The sequence below is a fragment of the Kribbella pratensis genome (assembly GCF_004366075.1).
In the GTDB taxonomy this organism is placed as follows: Bacteria; Actinomycetota; Actinomycetes; order Propionibacteriales; family Kribbellaceae; genus Kribbella; species Kribbella pratensis.
This window is the reverse complement of sequence record NZ_SODU01000001.1, coordinates 2,887,920-2,910,357: the sequence shown is the minus strand read 5'-3', so window position 1 is coordinate 2,910,357 and position 22,438 is coordinate 2,887,920. Positions and strand designations below refer to the sequence as shown.

The 22,438-nt window shown below is 68.9% G+C and carries 22 protein-coding genes; 12 read left to right on the top strand and 10 right to left on the bottom strand.

Features of this window, described 5'->3' with window-relative positions; genetic code table 11:
• The first annotated feature begins 132 nt into the window (after positions 1-132).
• The 6 genes from EV137_RS13960 (at position 133) to EV137_RS13935 (ending at position 6,439) form a co-directional block, all read left to right on the top strand.
• Positions 133-1,590, top strand: a complete 1,458-nt coding sequence (locus EV137_RS13960) for a WS/DGAT/MGAT family O-acyltransferase (RefSeq protein WP_133997498.1) — start codon at positions 133-135, stop codon at positions 1,588-1,590.
• A complete protein-coding gene (locus EV137_RS13955; RefSeq protein ID WP_134129013.1) occupies positions 1,587-2,111 on the top strand; it encodes a DUF6912 family protein in 525 nt (174 codons plus the stop codon). Before EV137_RS13960 ends, EV137_RS13955 begins: the two co-directional genes overlap by 4 nt.
• A 28-nt stretch (positions 2,112-2,139) precedes the next feature.
• Positions 2,140-3,069, top strand: a complete 930-nt coding sequence (gene ku / locus EV137_RS13950) for a non-homologous end joining protein Ku (protein WP_238175280.1) — start codon at positions 2,140-2,142, stop codon at positions 3,067-3,069.
• Between the two features lie 19 nt (positions 3,070-3,088).
• Positions 3,089-3,562 (top strand): VOC family protein, encoded by a 474-nt coding sequence (locus EV137_RS13945; RefSeq protein WP_133997492.1) that lies wholly within the window; start codon positions 3,089-3,091, stop codon positions 3,560-3,562.
• Between the two features lie 116 nt (positions 3,563-3,678).
• Positions 3,679-5,307 (top strand): L-glutamate gamma-semialdehyde dehydrogenase, encoded by a 1,629-nt coding sequence (gene pruA, locus EV137_RS13940; RefSeq protein WP_134129009.1) that lies wholly within the window; start codon positions 3,679-3,681, stop codon positions 5,305-5,307.
• A 79-nt stretch (positions 5,308-5,386) separates the two neighbouring features.
• Positions 5,387-6,439 (top strand): hypothetical protein, encoded by a 1,053-nt coding sequence (locus EV137_RS13935; RefSeq protein WP_134129006.1) that lies wholly within the window; start codon positions 5,387-5,389, stop codon positions 6,437-6,439.
• A gap of 2 nt (positions 6,440-6,441) precedes the next feature.
• Here the strand turns inward: EV137_RS13935 and EV137_RS13930 are convergent, their stop codons facing one another.
• A complete protein-coding gene (locus tag EV137_RS13930; protein WP_134129004.1) occupies positions 6,442-7,074 on the bottom strand; it encodes a TetR/AcrR family transcriptional regulator in 633 nt (210 codons plus the stop codon).
• 140 nt (positions 7,075-7,214) lie between these two features.
• Here EV137_RS13930 and EV137_RS13925 point away from each other — a divergent pair, with 140 nt between their 5' ends.
• Together EV137_RS13925 and EV137_RS13920 are read left to right on the top strand one after the other, a co-directional pair.
• Positions 7,215-8,090, top strand: coding sequence for an esterase/lipase family protein (locus tag EV137_RS13925; protein ID WP_134129002.1), 876 nt, complete (start codon positions 7,215-7,217; stop codon positions 8,088-8,090).
• 47 nt (positions 8,091-8,137) lie between these two features.
• Positions 8,138-8,815, top strand: coding sequence for a hypothetical protein (locus tag EV137_RS13920; RefSeq protein WP_134129000.1), 678 nt, complete (start codon positions 8,138-8,140; stop codon positions 8,813-8,815).
• Between the two features lie 4 nt (positions 8,816-8,819).
• Here the strand turns inward: EV137_RS13920 and EV137_RS13915 are convergent, their stop codons facing one another.
• The 8 genes from EV137_RS13915 to EV137_RS13880 all read right to left on the bottom strand — a co-directional run bounded on the left by EV137_RS13915 (position 8,820) and on the right by EV137_RS13880 (position 17,799).
• Positions 8,820-9,029 (bottom strand): hypothetical protein, encoded by a 210-nt coding sequence (locus EV137_RS13915; RefSeq protein ID WP_134128998.1) that lies wholly within the window; start codon positions 9,027-9,029, stop codon positions 8,820-8,822.
• Positions 9,030-9,169: 140 nt separating this feature from the next.
• Positions 9,170-9,661, bottom strand: coding sequence for a DUF2505 domain-containing protein (locus EV137_RS13910; protein ID WP_133997475.1), 492 nt, complete (start codon positions 9,659-9,661; stop codon positions 9,170-9,172).
• 17 nt (positions 9,662-9,678) lie between these two features.
• The gene (locus tag EV137_RS13905) at positions 9,679-10,593 is read right to left on the bottom strand and encodes a hypothetical protein (RefSeq protein WP_134128996.1); all 915 of its coding nucleotides are present in this window, start codon (positions 10,591-10,593) and stop codon (positions 9,679-9,681) included.
• Complete coding sequence (locus tag EV137_RS13900) at positions 10,590-13,064, bottom strand: Hsp70 family protein (protein WP_133997469.1); 2,475 nt, start codon at positions 13,062-13,064, stop codon at positions 10,590-10,592. The genes EV137_RS13905 and EV137_RS13900 overlap by 4 nt, the downstream gene beginning before the upstream one ends.
• Positions 13,057-13,560 carry a hypothetical protein gene (locus tag EV137_RS13895; protein ID WP_133997466.1) on the bottom strand — a complete coding sequence of 168 codons (504 nt, stop codon included), beginning with the start codon at positions 13,558-13,560 and terminating at the stop codon, positions 13,057-13,059. Before EV137_RS13895 ends, EV137_RS13900 begins: the two co-directional genes overlap by 8 nt.
• Positions 13,557-15,617 (bottom strand): hypothetical protein, encoded by a 2,061-nt coding sequence (locus EV137_RS13890; RefSeq protein WP_134128994.1) that lies wholly within the window; start codon positions 15,615-15,617, stop codon positions 13,557-13,559. Before EV137_RS13890 ends, EV137_RS13895 begins: the two co-directional genes overlap by 4 nt.
• Before the next feature lie 141 nt (positions 15,618-15,758).
• A complete protein-coding gene (locus EV137_RS13885) occupies positions 15,759-17,216 on the bottom strand; it encodes a glycoside hydrolase family 76 protein (RefSeq protein ID WP_134128992.1) in 1,458 nt (485 codons plus the stop codon).
• A gap of 67 nt (positions 17,217-17,283) precedes the next feature.
• A complete protein-coding gene (locus EV137_RS13880; protein WP_134128990.1) occupies positions 17,284-17,799 on the bottom strand; it encodes a hypothetical protein in 516 nt (171 codons plus the stop codon).
• Positions 17,800-17,882: 83 nt separating this feature from the next.
• Between EV137_RS13880 and EV137_RS13875 the strand changes: the two genes are divergently transcribed.
• The 4 genes from EV137_RS13875 (at position 17,883) to EV137_RS13860 (ending at position 21,520) form a co-directional block, all read left to right on the top strand.
• Complete coding sequence (locus tag EV137_RS13875) at positions 17,883-18,704, top strand: tryptophan 2,3-dioxygenase (protein WP_133997454.1); 822 nt, start codon at positions 17,883-17,885, stop codon at positions 18,702-18,704.
• 59 nt (positions 18,705-18,763) lie between these two features.
• On the top strand, positions 18,764-19,384 hold the full coding sequence (locus tag EV137_RS13870; RefSeq protein WP_133997451.1) for a hypothetical protein: 621 nt from the start codon (positions 18,764-18,766) through the stop codon (positions 19,382-19,384).
• 133 nt (positions 19,385-19,517) lie between these two features.
• Positions 19,518-20,201, top strand: a complete 684-nt coding sequence (locus tag EV137_RS13865) for a response regulator transcription factor (RefSeq protein ID WP_133997448.1) — start codon at positions 19,518-19,520, stop codon at positions 20,199-20,201.
• A gap of 2 nt (positions 20,202-20,203) precedes the next feature.
• A complete protein-coding gene (locus tag EV137_RS13860) occupies positions 20,204-21,520 on the top strand; it encodes a sensor histidine kinase (protein WP_134128988.1) in 1,317 nt (438 codons plus the stop codon).
• Here the strand turns inward: EV137_RS13860 and EV137_RS13855 are convergent.
• Positions 21,501-22,382: a LysR family transcriptional regulator gene (locus EV137_RS13855; protein WP_133997440.1), complete on the bottom strand. Its 882-nt coding sequence runs from the start codon at positions 22,380-22,382 to the stop codon at positions 21,501-21,503. The genes EV137_RS13860 and EV137_RS13855 overlap by 20 nt on opposite strands.
• Positions 22,383-22,438 lie beyond the last annotated feature (56 nt).

Genomic DNA, 22,438 nt, shown 5'->3' with positions numbered 1-22,438 from the left:
CAGGGTGCGGGACACACCCTCTTGCCTGACGAACACGGATAGCTCAGTGTTCCCGTACGAGCAGTGTCGCAGCCCACTGTCCGTGCGGCCCGCTAGGGTGAGAATCCGTCGAACGAGAGGAAGGTGACCGCCGTGCCCGACCGGTTGACGTCGCTCGACCTCACCTTTCTCAAGGCCGAGTCGCCGGCCACCCCGATGCACGTCGGGACGGTAGACATCTTCGAGCCGCCGGTGCACGGTGACGAGGGGTTCGACTACGAGAGCCTGGTGGCGCTGATCCGGGACCGGATCACGTTCGTGCCGAGGTACCGGCAGCGGGTCCAGCAGGTGCCCGGCCGGTTCGCCGGGCCGGTGTGGGTGGACGACGAAGAGTTCGACATCACCTTCCATGTCCGGCGCTCGGCCCTGCCGCGCCCCGGCACGCACGCGCAGCTGCTCGAGCTGGTCGCCCGGATCATGTCCCGGCGGCTCGACCGGGCCCGCCCGCTGTGGGAGATGTACCTGGTCGAGGGCCTGCAGGGCGACCGGTTCGCGATCATCGCGAAGTCCCATCAGGCGCTTGTCGACGGCAACAGCACCGTCGACATCGGCCAGGTCGTGCTGGACTCGACGGCGCAGCCCAAGGACACGCCGACCGACACCTGGCAGCCGGAGCACCCGCCGTCCGCGCTGGAGCTGCTCGCCGGGGTGTTCGCCGACGCCACCAAGCACCCGACCGCGGTCCTGGAGCTGGCCCGCGCGGAGATGGCCAGCCTGACCGGCTCGACCTCGGTTCGCGAGGTGCTCGGCGACGTGGTCGGCTCCCTCGTCGCGCAGCGGCATGCGCAGGAGAGCTCACTGCATGTGAAGACATCGGGTCAGCGACGGTTCACCACCGTGCAGACCGACCTGGAGGACTACCGGACGATCCGCGCGGCCCACGGCGGGACGGTCAACGACGTGATCCTCGCGGTGGTCGCGGGCGCGTTCCGGGCCTGGATGATGACCCGTGGCGAGGGCGTCGGGCCGACGCGCAGCGTGCGGGCCGTGGTCCCGGTCAGCATCCGCGACGACGAGGACGACGAGCCCACGTCGCTCGGCTCCCGGGTGATCGCCTCGAGCGTGAACCTGCCGGTCGGCGAGAACTCACCGGTCATGCGGCTGCACCAGATCTCGTACCAGACCAAGGTGCACAAGGACACCGGCCGCGCGGTCAGCGCCCGCTCGCTGGTCGGGATCGCCGGGTTCGCGCCGACCACGCTGCACGCGCTCGCCGCCCGGGTCGCGACCGCCACGGTCCGGCCGATCGACGACGTCGTGATCACCAACGTGCCGGGTCCGCAGTTCCCGCTGTACGCGCAGGGTGCCCCGATGCTCGCGTCGTACCCGGTGGTTCCGTTGATGCCCGGTCAGGGCCTGTCGGTCGGCGTCACGTCGTACGACGGGAAGGTGTACTACGGTCTGAACGCGGACCGCACCGCCATGCCGGACCTCGCCGTTTTCGCCCAATGTGTGACAGATGCCCTGGACGAGTTGCTGGACACCACCAAGGGCAGCCGGAACCGGGCTTCCCGGGGCCGGAAGAAACAGACCAAGAAGGCGGGCTCATGAGGGTCTACGTACCGTCCACGCTCCGGTTGCTGGGCGCGGCGTGCAATGCCGGCGAGATCGGCCCGGCGCCGCTGACGGCGTACGCCGTGACACCGGCGCTGCGCGAGTGGTACGTCGAAGGTGACGACGAGGAGCTGGAGTACGCCGCGATGGCGCAGGCGGCCCGCGCCTCGGTAGGACTGCTGGCCGCCGATCCGGGTACCTCTCGGAGACGGGTGGTGATCGCGGCCGAGGTCAGCGCCGTACCGCCCGCCGACGGGTCCATGGAGCTCGGTGACGCCCGGCTGGAGCTGCACGTGGTGATTCCGTGGCGGTCGGTGGCGTCCGTGCATCTGGACGCGGCGCAGGCGACCACGGTGATCGGTAAGGCCGCGGACCTCTGGGAAGCCGCCCTGAGCGGTGATGACAACGCTGTGTTCGCCCTCGATTCGTGCGAGGGTGAAGACCTGATGTGGTACGCGACACAGGAGATCCCCGATCTGCTCGCGGCGGAGGGGCCGCGCGGCGGACAGCGCACATAAGCGGCACATAAGGGCACTTAGGGAGCTGATGGCGATGCAGGCGATCTGGAAGGGGGCCATCTCGTTCGGGATGGTGACGATCCCGATCAAGGTGTTCTCCGCGACCGAGGAGAAGGACATCTCGTTCCGTCAGGTGCACGTCGCCGACGGGGGCCGGATCAAGTACAAGCGGATCTGCTCGATCGACGGCGAAGAGGTGCCGTACTCCGACATCGGCAAGGGGTACGAGATGCCGGACGGCCGGATGGTGGTGCTGGACTCGGAGGACTTCGCCGACCTGCCGCTGTCCAGCAAGAAGGTCATCGACGTGCTGGAGTTCGTGCCGGCCGACCAGGTCGACCCGCTGTACCTGGGGAAGTCGTACTACCTGGCGGCCGACGGCGGACCTGGCGCCAAGCCGTACGTGCTGCTCCGGGACGCACTCGACGGCTCCGAGCTGTATGCGCTGGTCAAGGTCGCGCTGCGGTCCCGGGAGAGCCTGGGGCTGCTGCGGACGGTCGACGACGTCCTGGTGCTGCAGGTGATGCTGTGGCCGGACGAGGTCCGGGACAAGTCGTTCGCGGCGCCGCCGGAGGACGTGGAGATCCGGTCCCAGGAGAAGGCGATGGCGTCGTCGTACATCGACACGCTGCGCGGTGAGTTCGACCCGGACCAGTACCACGACGAGTACCGCCAGGCACTGGAGAAGGTGGTCGAGGCGAAGGCGGCGGGCATCCCGCTGCCGGAGTCCGAGGAGGAGGAGACCGAGGGCGCCGAGGTCGTCGACCTGGTCGCCGCGCTGCGCGCCTCCGTCGAGGCCGCCAAGGCGCGTCGCGCAGGCGGTGGTGAGGCACCGGCGAAGAAGGCACCGGCGAAGAAGGCGGCCGCTGCCAAGAAGGCGGAGCCGGCCAAGAAGACCGCCGCGAAGAAGACCACGGCGAAGAAGGCCGCCAAGAAAGCCACGAAGAAGTCCGCATGAGCAAGCGGGGGGAGCTCCGATGAATGATCTGCCGACTCCGCCACCGACCACGACCGACATCCCGAAGGACGCCTCGGAGATCCCCGACGACCCCGGTGCGCCGCTGGTCCAGCCCGGGGCGTTCCTGCTCGAGCTGATCCCGGTGCCGGTGTCCGACATCGACCGGGCGAAGCGGTTCTACTCCGAGCAGTGCGGGTTCCACGTCGATGTGGACGTCTCGCCGGCGGACGGCGTCCGCGTCGTGCAGTTGACGCCGCCCGGCTCGTACTGCTCGATCAGCCTGCTCCAGGGTCTGCCGATGGCGGACATGGAGCCAGGATCCATGCGCGCTCTGCATCTGGTCGTGAAGGACATCGAGGCCGCCCGGCAGCAGCTCATCGGCCGCGGCGTCGAGGTCGGCGAGACCGAGGACCTCGGCGGTGTCTACTACGCCTGGTTCGAGGATCCGGACGGCAACACCTGGGCTCTCCAGCACATGCCGTGGCGCCGCTGACGGTCCGCTTCTGTGACCGTCCTCGCAGCGGACCTGTCAGGTTCGTGGTCCGCTGTTGGACATGGCACCATGAAGTTGCTGAGAACCAGTCAAGTCGATCGAGGAGCACCGCACCCATGGATGCTGTCACCGCTGTCCCGACCCCCGCGAACGAACCGGTCAAGGGCTATGCGCCCGGGGCGGTCGAGCGCGCGAGTCTGGAGGCGAAGCTCAAGGAGTTCACTGCGGCGGGTGCGATCGACCTGACCTGCACGATCGGCGGCGAGCAGAAGCTGGGTGGCGGTACGCCGATCCAGGTGGTGCAGCCGCACAAGCACGCGCACGTGCTGGGCACGCTCGGTAACGCGACCGAGGCGGACGGCAAGGCTGCGGTCGACGCGGCGCTGGCAGCGGCTCGGGCCTGGCGCTCCCTGTCCTTCGACGACCGCGCCGCGATCTTCCTGAAGGCAGCCGACCTGCTGGCCGGCCCGTGGCGCGACACGCTGAATGCGGCGACCATGCTCGGTCAGTCGAAGACGATCCAGCAGGCCGAGATCGACGCGGCGTGTGAACTGATCGACTTCCTGCGGTTCAACGTGGCGTTCGCGCGGCAGATCGTCAGCGATCAGCCGATCTCGTCCCCGGGCGTGTGGAACCGGGTCGACTACCGGCCGCTCGAGGGCTTCGTCTACGCGATCACGCCGTTCAACTTCACCGCGATCGCCGGCAACCTGCCGACCGCGCCGGCGCTGATGGGCAACACCGTGGTGTGGAAGCCGTCGCCGACGCAGCAGTTCGCGGCGCACTGGACGATGCGGCTGTTCGAGGCCGCGGGGCTTCCGGCCGGCGTGATCAACCTGGTCACCGGCGACGGCATCGACGTCAGCAAGGCGGCGCTGACCCATCCGGATCTGGCCGGCATCCACTTCACCGGCTCGACGAAGACGTTCCAGTCGCTGTGGAGCACGGTCGGGGCGAACATCGCGTCGTACAAGACCTATCCGCGGCTGGTCGGGGAGACCGGCGGCAAGGACTTCATCCTGGCGCACCCGTCGGCGGACCCGGCGGTGCTGAAGACCGCGATGGTGCGCGGCGCGTTCGAGTACCAGGGGCAGAAGTGCTCGGCGGCGTCCCGGGCGTACGTCGCGCGCTCGGTGTGGGACCGGATCCGGGACGACATCGTCGCCGAGACCGAGGCGATCACGATGGGCGATGTCACCGACCTGTCGAACTTCATCGGCGCCGTGATCGACGACCGTGCGTTCGCCAAGCACAAGGCGGCGCTGGACCGGGCCCGGGCGACGGACTCGATCGAGGTTGTTGCCGGTGGCACCTATGACGACAGCGAGGGGTACTTCGTCCGCCCGACCCTGCTGGTCTCCGACGACCCGGCCGACGAGATCTTCACGACCGAGTACTTCGGCCCGATCCTCGGCGTGCACGTGTACGACGACGCGGACTACGACTCGGTGATGCGGGGCATGGAGCACTCGGCGCCGTACGGGCTGACCGGTGCGGTCATCGCACAGGACCGGCACGCGGTGGCGGAGGCGGCGGAGTACCTGCGGTTCGCGGCGGGGAACTTCTACGTCAACGACAAGCCGACTGGCGCGGTCGTCGGGCAGCAGCCGTTCGGCGGTGCGCGGGCGTCCGGCACCAACGACAAGGCCGGCTCGATGTGGAACCTGATCCGCTGGGCCTCGCCCCGGTCGATGAAAGAAACCTTCACCCCGCCCACCGACTACCGCTACCCCCACCAGGGCTGAGAAATCAGGGTAGATCGGGGATTACCCGGGAATCGGCGGGCTGTGGGAGAACTCCTGCCGGGTCCGTCGTTCCTCGGGTATGCATGCGACTGATCTGCAGCTGGAACCGAACGAAGCATCCGACCTGTGCCGCGTCTTCACGCCTGACGAGTTGGCGCGGCACGGTTGGGACCGAGCGTTCGTCACCGTGCTGGACGAGACGACCGCGGAGGACGCGCTCGCGTTGCTCGTGCACTCAGCTGGAGCGGCGCTCGACGGGGGTTGGTCGGCCCGGCGGATCCACGCCGCCGCCGGCCTGAGCGCAGACAAGACAGAGGACGCCGAGGCGTGCGCCGCGCGCGACGGTTACATCTATCTACTCGGTTCACAGTTCGGGAAGAAGGCAGGCCCGCTGTCGGCCAAGCGATCCTGGATCGCACGGGTCGCGGAGCAGTCGATCGCCGGTGACGGCCCCGTCCCGATGGAGATCGTACGGTTCCGGTTCGGTCTGCATCGGGCGGTCAACGATGCGCTCGCGGACCTCGATCTGCTGCCTCTCGGGCCGCTCGGGCGGCAGGCGTACGTCGAGGCGACGATCGCTCGTGGACAGTTGAAGGCGAAGAGCTGGGACGGGACGGTTCGCGCGACCGATCACCCGATCAACGTCGAGGCGGCCGAGTTCCGGGCCAACGGCAACCTTCTGCTGGGGCTGCGGTACCCGGTGACCGCCGACGGGCATCCGGTGCTGGTGGAGCTCGAGAACGTCGGCGAGCTGTTCGACGATCCCGGCGCCGTACCGCGTTGTGGCAACGTCTGGATCCTTGGCGACGCCGGCAGCGTGGAGGCACCGGCGGGACTCCGGGCGCTCGATACGCGCGGCGGCGATGTGTTCGACGCTGTTGTGGGCGACCTCGATGCGTCGGGCAAGTCAGCCACGGTACTCGCGGACCACCCGGAAGGTGCTGCCGCGGACTCCGAGCACATCCGCTTCGAGCTACCGCCGGAGAGCGGCCGGGTTGTCGGGAGCAAGGTGGTGCATCACTTCGGCGATGTACGCCGGGTCGAGGGCGTCGCGGTCGACGACGAGGGCCACGCGCATTACGTCATCGACGAGGAAGGACATGTCGCGCTCCGCACGCTCGTCTTCGACTGAGGTCAGGTCGCGAGGCCCCGGCGTACCGTGATGTAGAAGGTGGTCAGGTCGTCGATCAGTGCCTCGACCTGGGGTGGAGCGGTGAGGTCCGCGTCCAGCAGCCAGTCGGAGACCAGGTCGAACATGCCGCCGATCAGCCCGATCGCCACGCTGTGCCGTGCCGCGCGCTGCTCCTCGGGTTGCGGTCCGTCGTACCGGTCCCAGAGCTGGACGAGGTAGCCGGCCGCCCACCGCCGGTTGGCGCGGCGCTGCCGTTCGACCGCTTCCGAGATGCCGGACGCCATCCCGAACGTGACCTTGGTGATCCGTGGATCGTCGACCAGTGCGTGCACGAAGATCGCGAGCAGCCGCGGCGCCTCCTGCCGCTCGTTCCCGGTCGCCTGCGCGGCGGCCTCTTCCATCCGCTCCTCGAGGCGTTCGGAGGTCCGCCGGAGCAGCGCCAGGTAGCACTCCTCGCGGCTGGTGAACAGCTCGTAGAAACTCTTCGTCCCGATGTACGCCGTACTGCAGATCTGCTCGATCGACGTCCCCAGATACCCGTTGTCGGCGAACAGCTTGAGCGCCGCGTCCAGCAACTGCTCGCGTCGTTCGGCCCGGCGTTGGCCGGCGTCCAGTCCCCGTATCGTGCGACCCATGCGCAGGACACTACCCCGAGTGGCCGATCCGTAACCGAGAGATCTTGTTATGAACACGACATCTTGTTTATAACCGGCCGACATGCTCCACTACCCGTGATCTACTGATCACTCGTCGACACATTCACGGGGAGTTTGTCATGCGCCACCGCCTCCGCCGAACCGCCGCGGCCCTGCTCGCCGCCTTCCTCCTCACCGCAGCGATCACCTCCAGCCCCGCAACCGCGAGCACAGCTGGTGCGATGGCGTCAGGGTTCGACGACTGGACGTGCAAACCGTCGGCCGCGCACCCGAACCCGCTCGTCCTGCTGCACGGCCTCGGTGGCAACGGCCCCGGAAACTACTCGTACCTCGGCCCGTTCCTCGCCGCGAAGGGCTACTGCGCCTTCACCCTCACCTACGGCCAGGCAACCCCGGCGATCCCGGTCGGTGGCACGCTTTCGATCGCGCAGTCGTCCGCGGAGATCGCGTCCTTCGTCCAGCGAGTCCGCCGGACGACCGGTGCCGCGAAGGTCGACATCGTGGGCCACTCCGAGGGCGGCTTCCAGTCCATCTACGGACCGAAGGTCCTCGGGTACGCCGATCAGGTCGGCAAGGTGATCGCACTGGCGCCGCCGACGCACGGTACGACGTTCGGCGGGCTGGTCAGCGTGGGTGACTACCTCGGCCTGGGCCCGCTCGTCGACCAGGTCCTACGGCAATTCGGCTGCCCGGCCTGCGACGAACTCATCGTCGGCGGCTCAGCCGTCGCACAGCTGACCGCGGGCCCGATCGCGCAGCCAGGCGTGAAGTACACCGTGATTGCGTCCCGCTTCGACGCGCTGGTGACACCGCACGAGACGTCGTTCATCCGCGAGCCCGGCGTGACCAACGAGTTCGTGCAGGACACCTGCCCGCTGGACACGGTCGGCCACGTCGGCCTGGCCTTCGACCCGACTGTTGCCCAACTGGTAGCCAACGCTCTCGACCCCACCCGTGCGACGCGGGTGACTTGCGCCTTCGGCCCTCCGCTGTAGCTCTTACTCGGAGGCGGCGACACACGCGGTTGCCTATTCTCTCCAAAGTGACACCCGACGAGACGCTCAGGTTGCTGGGGCGTGCAGCCGACCACCGGGACACGGAACGGGTACTGCGAGAGGCTGGGTGGACTCCTTGTGGGGCGGGTGATTGGGCGATTGCGTTGCGGGCTCCGGACGGTCGTGCGGCAGCGCGGATCAGTCCGTTCGATCCGACAGCGCCGTACACGGTGGCGTTGTATCGGGAGGCCGCGCACACCCGTCAGGTCCCGCGGCTGTTCGCGCATCGCCGACTGGTGGGCGGCGGGGACCTGCAGATCATGGAGTGGCTCGAGCCCGTCGATGCGGACGAGGCGGCGGAGTTCCACCGGGCGCTGGCGGCGCGGGAGCCAGCGGTTGCCGAGCTCGCGGAGGTCGTCTGGCGCGTGCACGAGCGGGGGCGCCGCGAGCTGCACTGGTTCGCGCCGAAGCTGGACGACAACCCGGACAACATCATGCGCAACGCGGACGGCCGCCTGGTCGCCGCGGACCTCTTCGGCGCCGACGGCCCGAGGCTCTACGCGGCGGTCGTCGACGATCCGAATCTCGTGGCAACAACCATCCCCGAGCCAGAACGCCGCTTCATGACCGAGATCCCCCTCACCAACACCGGCCCCTGGCCTCCTGACGTACGCGAAGCCATGCGCAAAGCCCTCACCACAGCCGACACCACAAACCAGCCGTAGGGAGTTAGGCGGATTGGTGGAGTTGTTGGGTGGGTGGGTCTACCAGGAGGGCGGAGCCGCACTTGACGCAGATCCACTCGTCGGGCTCGTCGACCAGGTAGTCCGAGGGCTCGATGCGTTCGAAGGGCATCACGGCGGCGCAGAACGCGCAGTACTGGTCCGCGTCGGTTGTCGAGGGGGTGCGATCGTGCTTCTTTCGCAGGGAACTATGCATCAAACGGGGCATCAAACGGGTCACCTCCGGTGCAACACTTCTTCTCAGGTTGCCACCGGAGGCGACGCAGTCAGCGCAACGACACGGCCCGGTCGTGGTTAGGTCCTGTCTGGTGATCCACCAGACAGGACCTAGGCGGATTACTTGCCGGCCCAGTCGTGGCCGAGGTCGTGTTCCTTCTGGAGGCCGGAGCGGATCGCGTCCACCACGAACGGTTCCATCTTCTTGCCGATCAGCGGTACGGCGACCTTGACGTCGAGGTCGATGGCCTGGACCGTCTGACCGCCGTCCTGGGCGATCCGGGCGGTGCCCTTCAGGGTGACCGGGGTGTTGGCGATCTCGCCGGACACGTCCGCGGTCCGCGAGCCGTCGGCCGCGGCGGCGTGCCAGGTCTCGGTCTGGACGACGGTCAACGTGTCACCGACGAACTTCCGGGCCATGTCGGGGATGTCGGTGGCCTCCATCTTCCGGGAGACCCGGACGACGGTGTCGGTACCTGACGCGCTGACCGTGACGTCGTACGACAGCGCCTTGGTCTTCTCGCAGGCCTGCTCGCGGAAGGCGGTGTCCGTCACGATCGCGAACACTTCCTCGGGGGTGGCGTCGTACGACGCCGACATCTTCAGCTCCATGCCCGTCATCATGGCATCTAGGGCGTGGCACCCGGCGTCAACGTGACCGTGACGGTGCGGTTCCGGGCGTCGGTGCGGTACGGCGGGTGTGCCTGGTCGCCGGACTGCATCGTGAACGCGGTCAACGGGAGACCCGACGCGGTGCTGAGCTGCTGGGTCGCGACGCGGGCTCGTAGGAGTGCGGTGCGTGAGCCGCCGGAGTTGGTTCCGCCTGGTACGACGACCGAGTAGCCGGTCACGGTGATCCTTGCCTTCAGCCCGGGGAGCCGCTTTCCGAGTACGTCGAGTGCGCGCTCGCCGGATGTACTGAGGTCGGTGCCGGCTTCGAACACCCCTTCCGTGAAAACGACGCGCACCGCACTCTTCTCGCGCTGCACCAGCACACCTGCGCCAGCAACGCGTCGTGCGATCACAACCAACTTGGCCGCGGTTGCGGCGGCTTCGGCGCGACGCTGCGCCTCCAACGCCGCCAACCGCCGGGCCAACTCAGCCGCCCGCTCCTCCGCGCCGGTGTCAACACTTGGTGTGACGGTCGGCTGTACCTGAGCCGGCTGCGCCACAGGCTCGTCGGCACGACCACCCAACGCGACCGCGCCCCCACCAACCACCGCACCCACCAGCACCACTGCCACAACAACCGGCAGCACAGGCCGCGCCGCCCGCCGATGCCCACGAATCGCCGCAACCATCCGCCGCCCCGCCACCGCCCCCGCCGCAGTACCTGTGCCTCCAGCGGTCTTCACCACCTCCGCCCACAGCGCATCGGCCTCGTCCCACCTCCTCTGCTGGGCTCGGATTCGGGCTAGTAGGTCGAGGACCTCGACCGACGGGTCTTCGAGGTCGGTGAGCAAGGTGGCCGCACCAGACAGGTCCCCCTGACGGGCCAGCTCGGCGGCTCGGCCCAGGGCCACCTGCTGGCGAAAGGCGGTCATTGCGTGAGTCCGATGATGATCTCCCGCTCATCGCGCGGAAGGAGCCGGATCATCTGCTGTACGACGTGTTCCAGCGAACGCTCGTCGCGCCGGTTGATCGCGTCCCGCCCCTCGGCCACCAGCCGATCCGCCTCAGCGGTCGGCGGCAACATCCCGGGCGACCGGACAACCTCCCAGTACACGGCCTCGTACCACCCCGGCTGCCTCCGATAGAGCCGCGCCATGAAGATCTCGGTCCGCTCCGTCGCCGCGTCGATCGCCTTGAGATCGCGGTCGTCGATCGCCTGCTGCGCCGCCTCTCGCAACGCGGTCAGCTCCTGCTCGTCCCGTACCGCTCCTGCCTGCTGAACCAACTCGCCCGCCTCCGCGAGGAGATCGAGCAACCCCCGTGTACGACCCGGCAACGCCGCCAGATCGTCAATGTCGTCCAGTTCCGCCTGGAAGTCCCGCAGCCGGTCCTCGGCCGTCGCCGCCGCACCAGCGTCGGTCGCAGACGCCCGTACCTGCTCCCGAACGGTCGGCAACGTGCCCTCGGCCTCCAGCCGCCGCAACCGCTCGTCCACATCCCGCAGATCAGCCGACCGCTGCAACCTGTCGTACCGATCCTCGGCTTCCGCGAGTTGCCGGGTCAGTACGTCGGCCGACGGCGTCCGCACCGACCCGAGGTCGATCTCTGCTTCGAACTGCGCCCCGATCAGCGGTACGTCGGCGACCACCGTCACCAGGTTCGACGCGTCCACCTCGAACGTGACCTCGACCTCGGTCCCGACCGGCAGATCCATCCGCAGGTCGACCGGCTTGATCGTCAGCAGCCCGACCGGCCGGTTCCGGTTCGCGCGCACCCGTTCCCCTTGCACGACAGGGATCCGGATCATCGCCTCGTCGTCGCGCCGGAGCAGCGTGTACGACGTACGGAACTTCCCGTGGGCCGTCGTCGGAACCCCGGCGCCCTTGCGGAGCAGCGGCGAGAACGTCTTGTCGGCCAGCTGGATGCCGAGCGAGTGCGCGAGCCGCGCGCCGCCGAACGTCTCGGTCCGGTGCGTGATCGACAACGTGTTCGGGACCACCTTCTGCGGCGCGCCGGCCGGGTCGATCAGCTCGACGGTGAATCGCGACGTACGGCGCTCGTCCACGTCGACCTCGGTCGCGAACGCGCCGACCCGGTTCAGCGCGATGTTCGCGGTCCGGAACGGCGGCCGGCCCTCGGGGTTCGCGAGGACCACGGAATACCCGGTCCAATCCAGGTCGCGCCCGGCGCGCAGCCGGCCTGCCACGGTCGTCGTGGTGGTGGTGACGGCCGGTTCGTACGAGAGTTCGACGGCGAACTCGCCCGCTGCGGGGGCCGCGGCCAGCCGCGCGGGATGCCGAATGGTGCTCGCGAACAACGCCGCGCCGCGGGCGACCACGGTCGACGGGTCCAACCGGGTCTCCAACGAGATCCCGATCCCGTCGGCCGGGTCCGCGAGCCGTTCGCGCAGGCCGGGGGAGAGCGTGACGCCGCCGACCAGGAGCAGCTTGTCGATCGCGTCCGCCGACAGGCCGTTCTCGCGCATCGCCTCGCGGCAGAGGTTGATCGCGCGCACGTAGTACGGCTCGGCGACGCGGTCGAGGGCGCCGCGGCTGAGGGTGAAGTCGAACGTCTCGCTGTCGCCGCCCGGCGTGTCCAACTCGACCAGGACGGACGTCGACTCGATGCCGGAGAGCGCGATCTTCGCTTCCTCGGCGGCCGCCTTCAACCGGGCGAAGTTCCGCGCGTGGCGCGGGTTGTCGCGGTGGAAGTCGGACAGCCCGAACTCCGACGCGGCGGCCGGTGCGAGCACTCGCTCGACGAGCGCCCAGTCGATCAGCTTGCCGCCCAGGTACGGGTCGCCGGCGTGGTGCAGCACGCGCAGCTCGCCGTCGCGCTTGTTCACCACCGCGGCGTCGAAGGTCCCGCCGCCGAAGTCGAACACCATCCAGTACGCCCGGTCGCTGGTGTCCTGCAGCCCGTACGCGAACGCGGCCGCGGTCGGCTCCTGGAGCAACGGCGAGCCGGGAACGAAACCGGCCAACGTGGCCGCCTCGACGGTCGCCTTGTTCTGGTTCAGCGCGAACGCCGCCGGGACCGTGATGACGGCCGCGGTCGGAGCGTCGTTCAGGAACCGGGTCGCGTCATTGCGCAACGACTTCAGGACTTCGGCCGACAGTTGCGGCGGCGTGAGCTGGACGCCGGCCCTCGCAAACCGGCGAGCCACATCCGCCAGACCCATCTCCAGCTTGAACTCGGACGCGGTGTTCTCCGGATCCGATTCGACCCGGGTACGGGCCTTCGCGCCGACCCTGACCTCACCCGCGCGCGGCATCCAGACCGCCGACGGTGTGGTGTCCTGGCTCTCGTTGTTCTTGATCACCGTGACCGTGTCGCCCTCGGCCAGGGCGATCGCGCTGTTGGTGGTGCCGAGATCGATCCCGATATCGATGGTGTCACGCATGGCTGTCCTCGCTGTCGGAGCTGGTCGAGTTCTTGGAGCCGGTGGGTACGGCGACGATCACCTGAGCTGTCTGGATCCGCCGATCGTGGTGGTACACGGCCGGCCGAACCGTCTCGACAACGGTCTCCACCGTCACCTCGGAATCGTCGGAGTAGAGCAGCACGTCGACCGAACGCCCGGCATGGAACGGCTCGCCGTCATGGTCCTGAACGGTCAACCCGGCGGACGCGAGCGCATTGGCGCAGGTCCGCAGATACCGTGCAGCCTGCTTCCCCTGCCCATCGTTGCCCTGGGCAAGTTTGCGGCGGGCCCGCCACAGATTGGTCGCGGCCTCGGCGAGCGCGTGGTCGTCCGCGTCCTCGCCCGGTTGAGCAGCGGTCTCCCCGAGCTCGGCGAGGTAGCGGTCCAGGTCGTCGTACGCCGTACCTGACCAGCTCGGTGCCGCGATCCGGAACGCCTTGTGCTGCCGCCATTGGCGGAACCAGGCCCACGTCATTCAGGTGCTCCCTTGAACGGCTTGTTGTCTGCCCGGTGCACCAAGCAGACGGCGTACTTGACCTGGTTCGGGTCTTCCCAGGACGGATACGACGGCGGTCCTACCCAGGTCGCGAAACCCGGCAGGCTGGGAATCCTGGCTGCGCAGGCGTTCCGGGACACGGCATTGACCTCGCTGTCGCCAGGGAAGGACTGGCCGGCCTCGTAGAGCGTCGGGTAGCCGAAGATCTGCCCCCAGTGCCACTCACTGCAGCGGACGATCTTGACTTTGCCGGCGAGCGCTTCGCCGTCGACTCGGCCCTGGACACAGCTACCGACGGGCGCGTTGTCGGCGACCTTCGCGGCCTGCAGGTCCATCGCGACCGGCTTCGGATCCTTCAGCTCGGCGATCGGTGTCACACCGCTCTCGAGGTCGAGACCGTCGTGCCGATGAACCACACAGGCCGCGTAGTTCTCGTACTTGCTGGAGTTCTTGCCGTTGTTCCAGCGTTGTGCGGGTGCATGGAGCGTGGTCACGTCGTACACGTCGGCGTTCAGACGCTGCTGGACCATCTTCTCGCCGCACAGGAACTGGCCGAGCGCGTTCGCCTGGTCGTCACCCGGATACGTCGCGGGCACCTTGGTGATCGCGACGTACCCGATGATTTCGCCCCAGTGCGGCGAGTCGCAGTCTGCGCCGCGGAGATCGGTCGGCGAACTGTCCGTCTGGTCCAGGCAGGTCCCGGCGGGTGCGTTGTCGGAGATCTTGTCGCTGGAGATGTTGAGCTTCCGTGGCCACCAGTGCCATACGCCGAGACCGATCAGCGCGAGGACGAGCAGCCAGGCCACCAGCCGGCGACGACGCCGGCGCTTCGGGGAGACCGGCGGCCGCTTCACCTGTGGCGGAGGGGAGTGGACCGAGTTGAACGTGCCGGCCGCGAGCTCGGCGAGCATTTGGTCGATCTCGGCACGGACCGACGGCGAGCTGGTCTGCGTCCGCGCCTGCCGGAGCAGGCGTTGCGCGGCGTACTTCCCGCGCATCCGGAACAGGTAGTCGACCTGCTCGCGGAACTCCCGCATCGCGCGCTGGTTCTCGAGCAGCGCCTCCCGGTTCTCGTCGATCAGGTCGCGGTCGCGCTGGTCGATCACGAGCTTCGTCGCGCGGTCCAGCCAGCGTTCGGCGCGGCCGTCGGCGGCCTTGCCGCGGTTCATCAGGTCGACGGCGCAGTTGTTGAGCAGGATCGCGAGCTGGTCGTGGAGCGCGGAGGTCCGGTGGTTCTGCTTCGGCGGCAGCAGGGCGTCCAGCCGTTGCAGTTGCGGCAGCAGGTCGCGTTCGATCTCGGCGACGATCGGATCGACCGGCTCCTCGCCGATCCGCCGGGCGACCTGCGTACGGCGTTCCTCCAGGTCCTCGTACAACGGGGTTGCCGCGGCCTCGATCAGCCTATGGTGCACGGTCTCCGCCTTCGGGAACCTCCGCGCCGTCTTGACGAGCATGCCCGCCCGGCCGAGCGGACCGGCCACTGCGAGATCGACGGCCGGCTGCACGAGGGTCCGCGGCAGTTCCCGCTCGATCCCGGCAACGGCCGAGTCGTCGAGCTGCCGGTCGTCGAGCTCGCGGACCCGATACTCCAGGTGGTTCGTCAGCGCGCCGACAACCCTCGACCAGGACTGCGAGGCGCGGCTCCACTCGGCGTCCGGCGTACCGCGGCTCTGCTCGCGATCGATCGAGTCGTTGTGGGCTGCGACCGCGGCATCGTGGTCCTCGTGCACCTTGGGGTGGCAGCCGCAGCCGGAGACGTCGTCGCCCCAGGGAGCGAACACCTCGTGGACCAGCCGGCGGCGCGGGTCGCCGAGGATCAGGTCGCAGGCGGCCTGGATCTCGTGCGGGTCGCGAGAGGTCGCCGTACCGAGATCGATGTCGGCTCCGCCCTCGAGCGCCGCACGCAACCGCTGCGCGACCTGACGGGTGGTGCGCGCGTTGGCGTCCGCGAGCAGCCCGCTGATCCGGAAGGCGTTCCGCCGGTACAGGTCCGGCCCGGCAAGACTGCGCAACTCGTCGACGATCGGATCCGCCACCGGCTCACCCCCAGGGTTGTGGGGTCCTGTGGACCCGTCACTTCACCTTGGCACCGGAAACAGACCGTTCGAGACGCATTCAGACCGGTCTGGACCTCCCCTGGATCCCCTGCGGACAGACCTTGTATCGAACCTGCATTTTCAGACGGCGTTCAGTAGATCGAGGGCGGATTGCTGGCGGGCGGCGTCGAGTGTGTCGACCGGGCCGTACCAGCGCAGACCGTACTGATCCATCGGCGTCCGGTCGGCGGCGAAGGCGCGGTCGGCCTGGCGTTGCAGGTAGGACGTGTACGGGTGGTCGGACAGCGCCGCGTTCAGCTTGCCGAGGCCGCGGACGTGCGCGCCCTTGAACGACGGGCCGTCGCCGCCGCAGTCGCCGTTCTCGCACGGCTCGCGCAGGATGCCGTCGGCGGTGTGCAGCGACGACGCGGTGGTCGACGCGTCGGCGAGCCGGCGGGCGGACGTCAGGTACGCCGAGTTGTTCGTTGCCTTGGACAACTCGGTGAGCGCGCCGATCAGCACGCCCTGGTTGTACGTCCACGCGGTGTCGCCGTTGTTCCTGCACGTGGACAGGTCGATCCCGTCGTTCACCAGGTTCGAGCCGTTGATCATCCCGGTCTGCTGGAACCACGTCCAGCCGGCCTGCGCGCGTTGCAGGTACGTCGTGTCGCCGCCGATCCGGCTGTGCAACTGCGCGTTCAGCTGGATGTAGAGCGAGTTCGAGATCGCGTTCTTGTACGTCTTCGCCTCGCTCCACCAGACACCGCCGCCGCAGGTGTTGTCCCAGTACGCCGCCATGTGATCGGCGTCCGCACGCGCCGTCTGCAGGTAGCGGTCCTCGCCGGTGAGGTCGTACGCCGCAACCCACGCGAGCCCCCACCACCCGGTGTCGTCGATGTAGTCGTTGCGGAACTGGCCCTCGAACTTGTTCAGGTTCAGGTCGTACGTCTTGCCGATCGCGTACTTGTAGCTCTGCATCCCGCTGACCCGGGCGTTGTCGATCAACGCGTTCAGCGCGTTGGCCGAGTTCCACCAGCCCGTGGTGTCGAACAGCCCACTGGCCAGGTTGTAGTTCTGCATCAGCGCGGTCGCGGCCGCCGTACGACGGTCCCAGGCGTTCCACGTCGTTCGGGCCCACGGCGTGCAGGCGATGTCGGCGCGGTCGCCGGCCTTACCGCACGCCCGGAGCGCTCCGACGCCGAGGTTGTTCCAGTCGTCGACGTTGTACATCTGCGTGCGCCAGCCGCGTTGACCGCTCGGGATCGCGGTGTTGCCGAGGCGGCTGCCGCCGGACCAGGTGCGGCCGCCGTCCATCGAACGGTCCAGCCAGACCTCGTCGCCGGGGTTGCCGTTCTCGATCGAGGCCCACCCCATCGCGTCGTCGTCGTCGAAGTGCAGGGTGATCGTGCGGCCGAAGATCGTGGTGGAGACGGGAGCCCGGTCGTTGGGCGCGAGGGCAGGGTCGCGGGCGTCGCAGTACTTGTTGCAGATCGTTGCCTGGGTGGACATGTTCACCTGTGGGGTCTCGGCCGGCGGCGGTGGTGGCGCGCCGAGGGGAGCGATCAGCAGGGACAGGCTGGAAACGATTCCAACGTACATCACAGATCTCCCTGGGGCGGTAGGAAGAAGGCGGTGCCACCGAAGGTAAGTGGGTGGCGACTCTACGTCAAGACATCAGCAGTGCTGCGAGGATCCCTGCGGTGAGGACCAGGACGGTGGTGATCGCGAAGCGGCGGCCGCGGGCGCGGCGGCGGGCGAGGGCGGACCGGTCGGGGCGGGTCGTGCACGGCTCGAAGCCGAGTTCGTCGGACGGTGCGAGTGCGCTGCCGAGGCGGGCGAGGAACGACCGGCGCTCCGCCTGCCGGGTTGCTTCCTCGACGACCCGGCGGCGCATGAACTCCCGGAGCCTGGTCGCCGGGACCCTGACATCCGGCGCCACGATCAGGCTCGACGGGAGCACCAGATCCCTCGGCGGCACGAGCCCCGGCGGGAGCGCCCGCTGGACGACGGCATGCGCGGCCGCTACCCGCCTCGCCCGGCTGATCGCAGGCGGGAGGATCAGGTAGGCGAGGTGGACGAGCGACCGGTAGTCGTCGAGCAGCAACGCCTCGATCAGCGGCTCTTCCCGGGTGGGACCCTGAACCGGTCCCGGGACGATCGGGCTCTCGACCGTGGCGGACATGCAACTCCTAGAAACTCGGCGTACCTGAGAACCAACGAACGAATCACTGACCGGTCACGGAACGGTCGGCTAGTCTCCGTCACATGAGCACTGATGACGGGGTTGCTGGACAGTGGGGCGGAGTCGACGTGCACTTCGGTGAGGAGGGCGGACGGCTCACGTACGGGAGCTACCTGCGTCTGACCGAGCTGCTCGACCAGCAGCGGCTGGAGTCGGACCCGCCGGCGCACGACGAGCTGCTGTTCATCACGATCCACCAGGTGTACGAGCTGTGGTTCAAGCAGATCCTGCACGAGCTGACCGCGTCCCGGGACGCGATGCTCGCCGGCGAGCACTGGCTGGCCGAGCACCTGCTGCGGCGGGTGCACACGATCGAGCGCGTGCTGACGCAGCAGGTCGACATTCTCGAGACGATGACGCCGCAGGACTTCGGTGAGTTCCGGCACCGGTTGTCGCCGGCGTCCGGGTTCCAGTCCGTGCAGTTCCGGGAGATCGAGTTCCTCTCCGGCGCGAAGGATCCGTCCTTCGTACGCCGATTCCGCGGGCTGACTGCGGTTGAGCAGGACCGGTTGCGGCGCCGGCTGGAGGAGCCGACGCTCTGGGACGCGTACCTCGACGTACTGCGGAAGGGCGGCTTCGACACCGACTCCGAGGACGCCATCCGCGACGCCCTGCGCAAGATCGCCGGCGACCGCTCGCACTACGCCGCCATCTGGGAACTCGCCGAGGCGCTGGTCCAGCACGACGAACTGGCCGCGGCGTGGCGCGCGCGACACGTGGTCATGGTCGAGCGCATGATCGGCACCAAACCGGGCACCGGAGGCTCCTCCGGCGCCACCTACCTGCGCAGCCGCCTCGACCTCCGCTACTACCCCCTCCTCTGGAACCTCCGCAGCAACCTCTGACCCTCTCCGGAACAGATCGCCTGTGGTTCCGGACCGCCCTGGCAGATGGGAGCCAAGTGGTGAAGCTCTATTCCGATCTACGGGGTCAGCGGTTCCGGCAGGTTGTTGGTGATCTGATGCTGGCGGCGTGGGTTTGGGCCTGTGTCGAGTTGGGCTTGCTTGTCTACCGGGTGACCGACGCGCTCGGGGCGCCGGGGCGGAAGGCGGCTGAGGCGGGGGACGGGCTTGCGGGGGATCTGCGGCGGTTGTCCGAGCCGATCGGGAAGGTGCCGGCGGTGGGTGACCAGTTGCGGTCGCCGATCGACGGGGCGGCCGGTGCCGCGGGGAAGCTGGCGCAGGCGGGGCGGGACCAGGCGCATGCGGTGGAACAGCTGGCGTACGTGCTCGCGGCCGTCACGATCGGGTTGCCGGTGCTGTTCGCCGTACTGATCTGGGTGCCGCGGCGGATCCGCTTCGCGCGCCGGGCGGGCGCGGCGCAGCGGTTCATCGACAACGCGGCGGACCTGGACCTGTTCGCGCTCCGGGCGATGGCGAACCAGCCGATGCACAAACTCGCGAAGATCTCCGACGACCCGGTCGCCGCCTGGCGCGACGGCGACCGCGAGGTCGTCACCGCCCTGGCCACCCTCGAACTCCGCGCCACCGGCCTGAAGCCGCCCCGGACCTCCAGCACTCAGTAACCTTCCCCGACACCCGGTGAACCCGGCCCGCCGAGCGTGGCCGAGGGAGCAGGCGCGAGGTTGATGAGTGGCTGACGTTCGCTTAACCCCGGCTTGAGGCTCGCGGGCAGGGGCGGCGGTTACGCTCAACAGCATGGCGCGGGTGCTGCTGGTCGAGGACGATGACGCGATTCGGTTGTCGTTGGGGAAGTCCCTGACGGCGGCCGGGCATGTGGTCTCGGCGGTCGCGGCCGGCGCCGACGGGGTCGCAGCGGTCGCGCGGGAGCGGCCGGAGGTTCTGCTGCTCGATCTCGGACTGCCCGACCTCGACGGCCGGGACGTGCTCGCGATGGTTCGGGCGGTCAGCGATGTGCCGGTGATCGTGGCGACGGCGCGGGACGACGACGCCAGCGTCGTACGGCTGCTCGACGCGGGCGCGGACGACTACGTGATCAAGCCGTTCAGCGCGGCGCAGATGGATGCGCGGATTCGCGCCGTACTGCGGCGGCTCGGGCACGACTCGCAAGAGGAGTCGACGGTCGAGGTCGGCGGGCTGCGGATCGATCCGCGCAGCCGGGAGGTGACGGTGGACGGCTCGCCGGTCGACCTGACCCGGAAGGAGTTCGACCTGCTGCTGGCGTTGTCGCGTCGGCCCGGAGCCGTGGTGACGAAGCGGGAACTGCTCGCGGAGGTATGGGGGCTGCCGTGGGGCGGCGGTGACCGGACTGTCGACGTCCATCTGTCGTGGTTGCGCCGGAAGCTCGGCGAGACGGCGGCCGCGCCGCGGTTCCTGCACAGTGTTCGCGGCGTCGGGATCAAGCTCGCGGTGGACGGCTGAGCATGCGCCGTCGGATCCTGCTGCTGTCGGTGGGCATGACCACGTTGGTCGTGCTCGCATTCGCCGTACCGTTGGTGATTCTGCTGCGCAGTACTACGGCCAACGAGTCCAAGGACAAGGCGCGGTACCTGGCGGAGAGCGTCGCGTACTACGTCGGCGACAAGAACCACACGAACGACGACATCACGGCGTACCTCGACGGCCTGACGGACCATCCGGGCCGGATCTCGGTGCGGATGCCGGACGGTACGACACTGGGCGATCCGCCGCCCGGTGGGGTGCCGACCCCCAAGAACATGCCCGCCGGGTACGGCGACGGTGACCGTGACGACAAGGGCCCGCCGAAGATCGGCGACGCCGACTACCGCGACATCGGCGGCGGTCTCGCGGTGGACGTCAGCGTCGGTACGCCGCACGGCGCGGCCTCCGTCTGCCTCTACCTCACCGGCGATGAGCTGTACGACGGTGTGGTGCCGAGGATCCTGATCCTCGTCGGCGGGAGTCTGGTCGTGCTGCTGCTCAGCATCGCCGGCGCCGAACTGGTGTCGCGTCGGCTCGCGCGCCCGTTGGAGGAGACGGCGAGTACGGCGGAACGTCTGGCCCGCGGCGACATGGACGCCCGCGCCCCGACGACCGGACCGGCCGAGGTCGCGAAGGTCGGCTCCGCGCTGAACGGTCTCGCGGACCGGATCGACGAGGTGATCGCGGTCGAACGCGAGGCGGTCGCGGACCTGTCGCACCGCCTGCGTACGCCGTTGACCGCGCTGCGTCTGCAGGTCGAGGCGCTGCCGGACCGGGAGAGCGCCGAGGAGCTGAACACCCAGGTCAACAGCCTCGAACGGACACTGACCGCGGTGATCAGTGCTGCTCGGCGACCCCAGCGTGAGGGCCGCGTTCCGCACTCGGACGCGGTCGAGGTGACGCGTCAGCGGGCCGCGTTCTGGGAGCCGCTGTTCGAGGACCAGGGCCGCGAGCTCGCGCTGGACCTGCCGAACGTGCCCGCGTCGGTGCGCTCCTCCGGCGAGGACCTCGGCGCGGCACTCGACGCACTCGTGGAGAACGTTGTAGCGCACACCCCCGACGGGACACCCGCGCGGATCACCCTGACCCGCAAGGACGACGTCGTACGGATAGTTGTCGCCGACAACGGTCCCGGCATCCCCCTGGGCGCCGGCGAACGCGGCCGCAGCGACCGCGGCTCCACCGGCCTGGGCCTCGACATAGCCCGCCGCTGCGCCGAAGCCGCCGGCGGGACCCTGACCCTCCACCGCAACGAAGTCGTCCTGACTCTCAGAGCTGCTACTGAACCAAACCTTTGAGGACAGACAGTGCGCGCTCTAGGTGCGGGGCTTCGTCGTCGGCTCGGGTGGCGGCTGCCAGGTCGATGGTTGGTGAGCCGGTGAGTGGGCGATAGGTGACGCCTGGGACCAGGAGTTCGGCTACGGGCGCGGGCACGATCGCGATGCCGAGTCCGGCGGCGACGAACGTCACCAACGTTGACGTTTCCGCGACCTCGTGCCGGACTCGCGGTTCGAATCCGGCCTCTCGGCAGCGGGCGAGGACGGTGTCGTGCATCACCGACCGCCCGCCACCGGCATGGATCACGAAGTCTTCGTCTGCCAGCTCCTCGAGCCGCACCCGCCGTCGGCCGGCCAGCCGATGCCCGTCGGGTACGGCGACGATCAGCGGATCGGCCCGCAGTACTTCGACCCGCAGTGATTCGTCCTCGACCGGCGGCCGCAGCAGCCCTAGGTCGATCCGCCCGTCCGCGAGGGCCTGCGCCTGATCGGGTGCGAGCATCTCGCCCTGTACGGCGACCTCGAGGTCGGGAAGCTCCTCGCGCAACGTCCGGACCAGTTGCGGCAGCAGGCTGTACGTTGCCGAGCCGACGCACCCGATCACCAACCGCCCCTGCAGCCCGGCCGCGACCCGCTGCGCCTCACCCGCCGCGGACGAGACCGCCGCGAGGATCTGCCGCGCCCGCACCAGGTAGGACTCGCCCGCGGGCGTGAGCTCCACGCGTCGCGTCGTACGGCGGAGCAGCTGCAGGCCCAGCTCGCTCTCCAACTGGCGGATCTGCTGCGACAGCGGCGGCTGCGCCATGTGCAGGCGGGCCGCGGCGCGACCGAAGTGCCGTTCCTCGGCGACGGCGACGAAGTACCGCAGGTGCCGGAGCTCCATGCCATTCATACTCGCAGAGTCTTTATCCAGCGTAAATGAGTATTTCTCCATATCGG

Excerpts from the sequence above, each read along its gene's own strand:
- EV137_RS13955 (WP_134129013.1), top strand. The coding sequence starts at position 1,587 with ATGAGGGTCTACGTACCGTCCACGCTCCGGTTGCTGGGCGCGGCGTGC.
- ku (WP_238175280.1), top strand. The coding sequence starts at position 2,140 with ATGGCGATGCAGGCGATCTGGAAGGGGGCCATCTCGTTCGGGATGGTG.
- EV137_RS13945 (WP_133997492.1), top strand. The coding sequence starts at position 3,089 with ATGAATGATCTGCCGACTCCGCCACCGACCACGACCGACATCCCGAAG.
- pruA (WP_134129009.1), top strand. The coding sequence starts at position 3,679 with ATGGATGCTGTCACCGCTGTCCCGACCCCCGCGAACGAACCGGTCAAG.
- EV137_RS13935 (WP_134129006.1), top strand. The coding sequence starts at position 5,387 with ATGCATGCGACTGATCTGCAGCTGGAACCGAACGAAGCATCCGACCTG.
- EV137_RS13930 (WP_134129004.1), bottom strand. The coding sequence starts at position 7,074 with ATGGGTCGCACGATACGGGGACTGGACGCCGGCCAACGCCGGGCCGAA.
- EV137_RS13925 (WP_134129002.1), top strand. The coding sequence starts at position 7,215 with ATGCGCCACCGCCTCCGCCGAACCGCCGCGGCCCTGCTCGCCGCCTTC.
- EV137_RS13915 (WP_134128998.1), bottom strand. The coding sequence starts at position 9,029 with ATGCATAGTTCCCTGCGAAAGAAGCACGATCGCACCCCCTCGACAACC.
- EV137_RS13910 (WP_133997475.1), bottom strand. The coding sequence starts at position 9,661 with ATGGAGCTGAAGATGTCGGCGTCGTACGACGCCACCCCCGAGGAAGTG.
- EV137_RS13905 (WP_134128996.1), bottom strand. The coding sequence starts at position 10,593 with ATGACCGCCTTTCGCCAGCAGGTGGCCCTGGGCCGAGCCGCCGAGCTG.
- EV137_RS13900 (WP_133997469.1), bottom strand. The coding sequence starts at position 13,064 with ATGCGTGACACCATCGATATCGGGATCGATCTCGGCACCACCAACAGC.
- EV137_RS13895 (WP_133997466.1), bottom strand. The coding sequence starts at position 13,560 with ATGACGTGGGCCTGGTTCCGCCAATGGCGGCAGCACAAGGCGTTCCGG.
- EV137_RS13885 (WP_134128992.1), bottom strand. The coding sequence starts at position 17,216 with ATGTACGTTGGAATCGTTTCCAGCCTGTCCCTGCTGATCGCTCCCCTC.
- EV137_RS13880 (WP_134128990.1), bottom strand. The coding sequence starts at position 17,799 with ATGTCCGCCACGGTCGAGAGCCCGATCGTCCCGGGACCGGTTCAGGGT.
- EV137_RS13875 (WP_133997454.1), top strand. The coding sequence starts at position 17,883 with ATGAGCACTGATGACGGGGTTGCTGGACAGTGGGGCGGAGTCGACGTG.
- EV137_RS13865 (WP_133997448.1), top strand. The coding sequence starts at position 19,518 with ATGGCGCGGGTGCTGCTGGTCGAGGACGATGACGCGATTCGGTTGTCG.
- EV137_RS13860 (WP_134128988.1), top strand. The coding sequence starts at position 20,204 with ATGCGCCGTCGGATCCTGCTGCTGTCGGTGGGCATGACCACGTTGGTC.
- EV137_RS13855 (WP_133997440.1), bottom strand. The coding sequence starts at position 22,382 with ATGGAGCTCCGGCACCTGCGGTACTTCGTCGCCGTCGCCGAGGAACGG.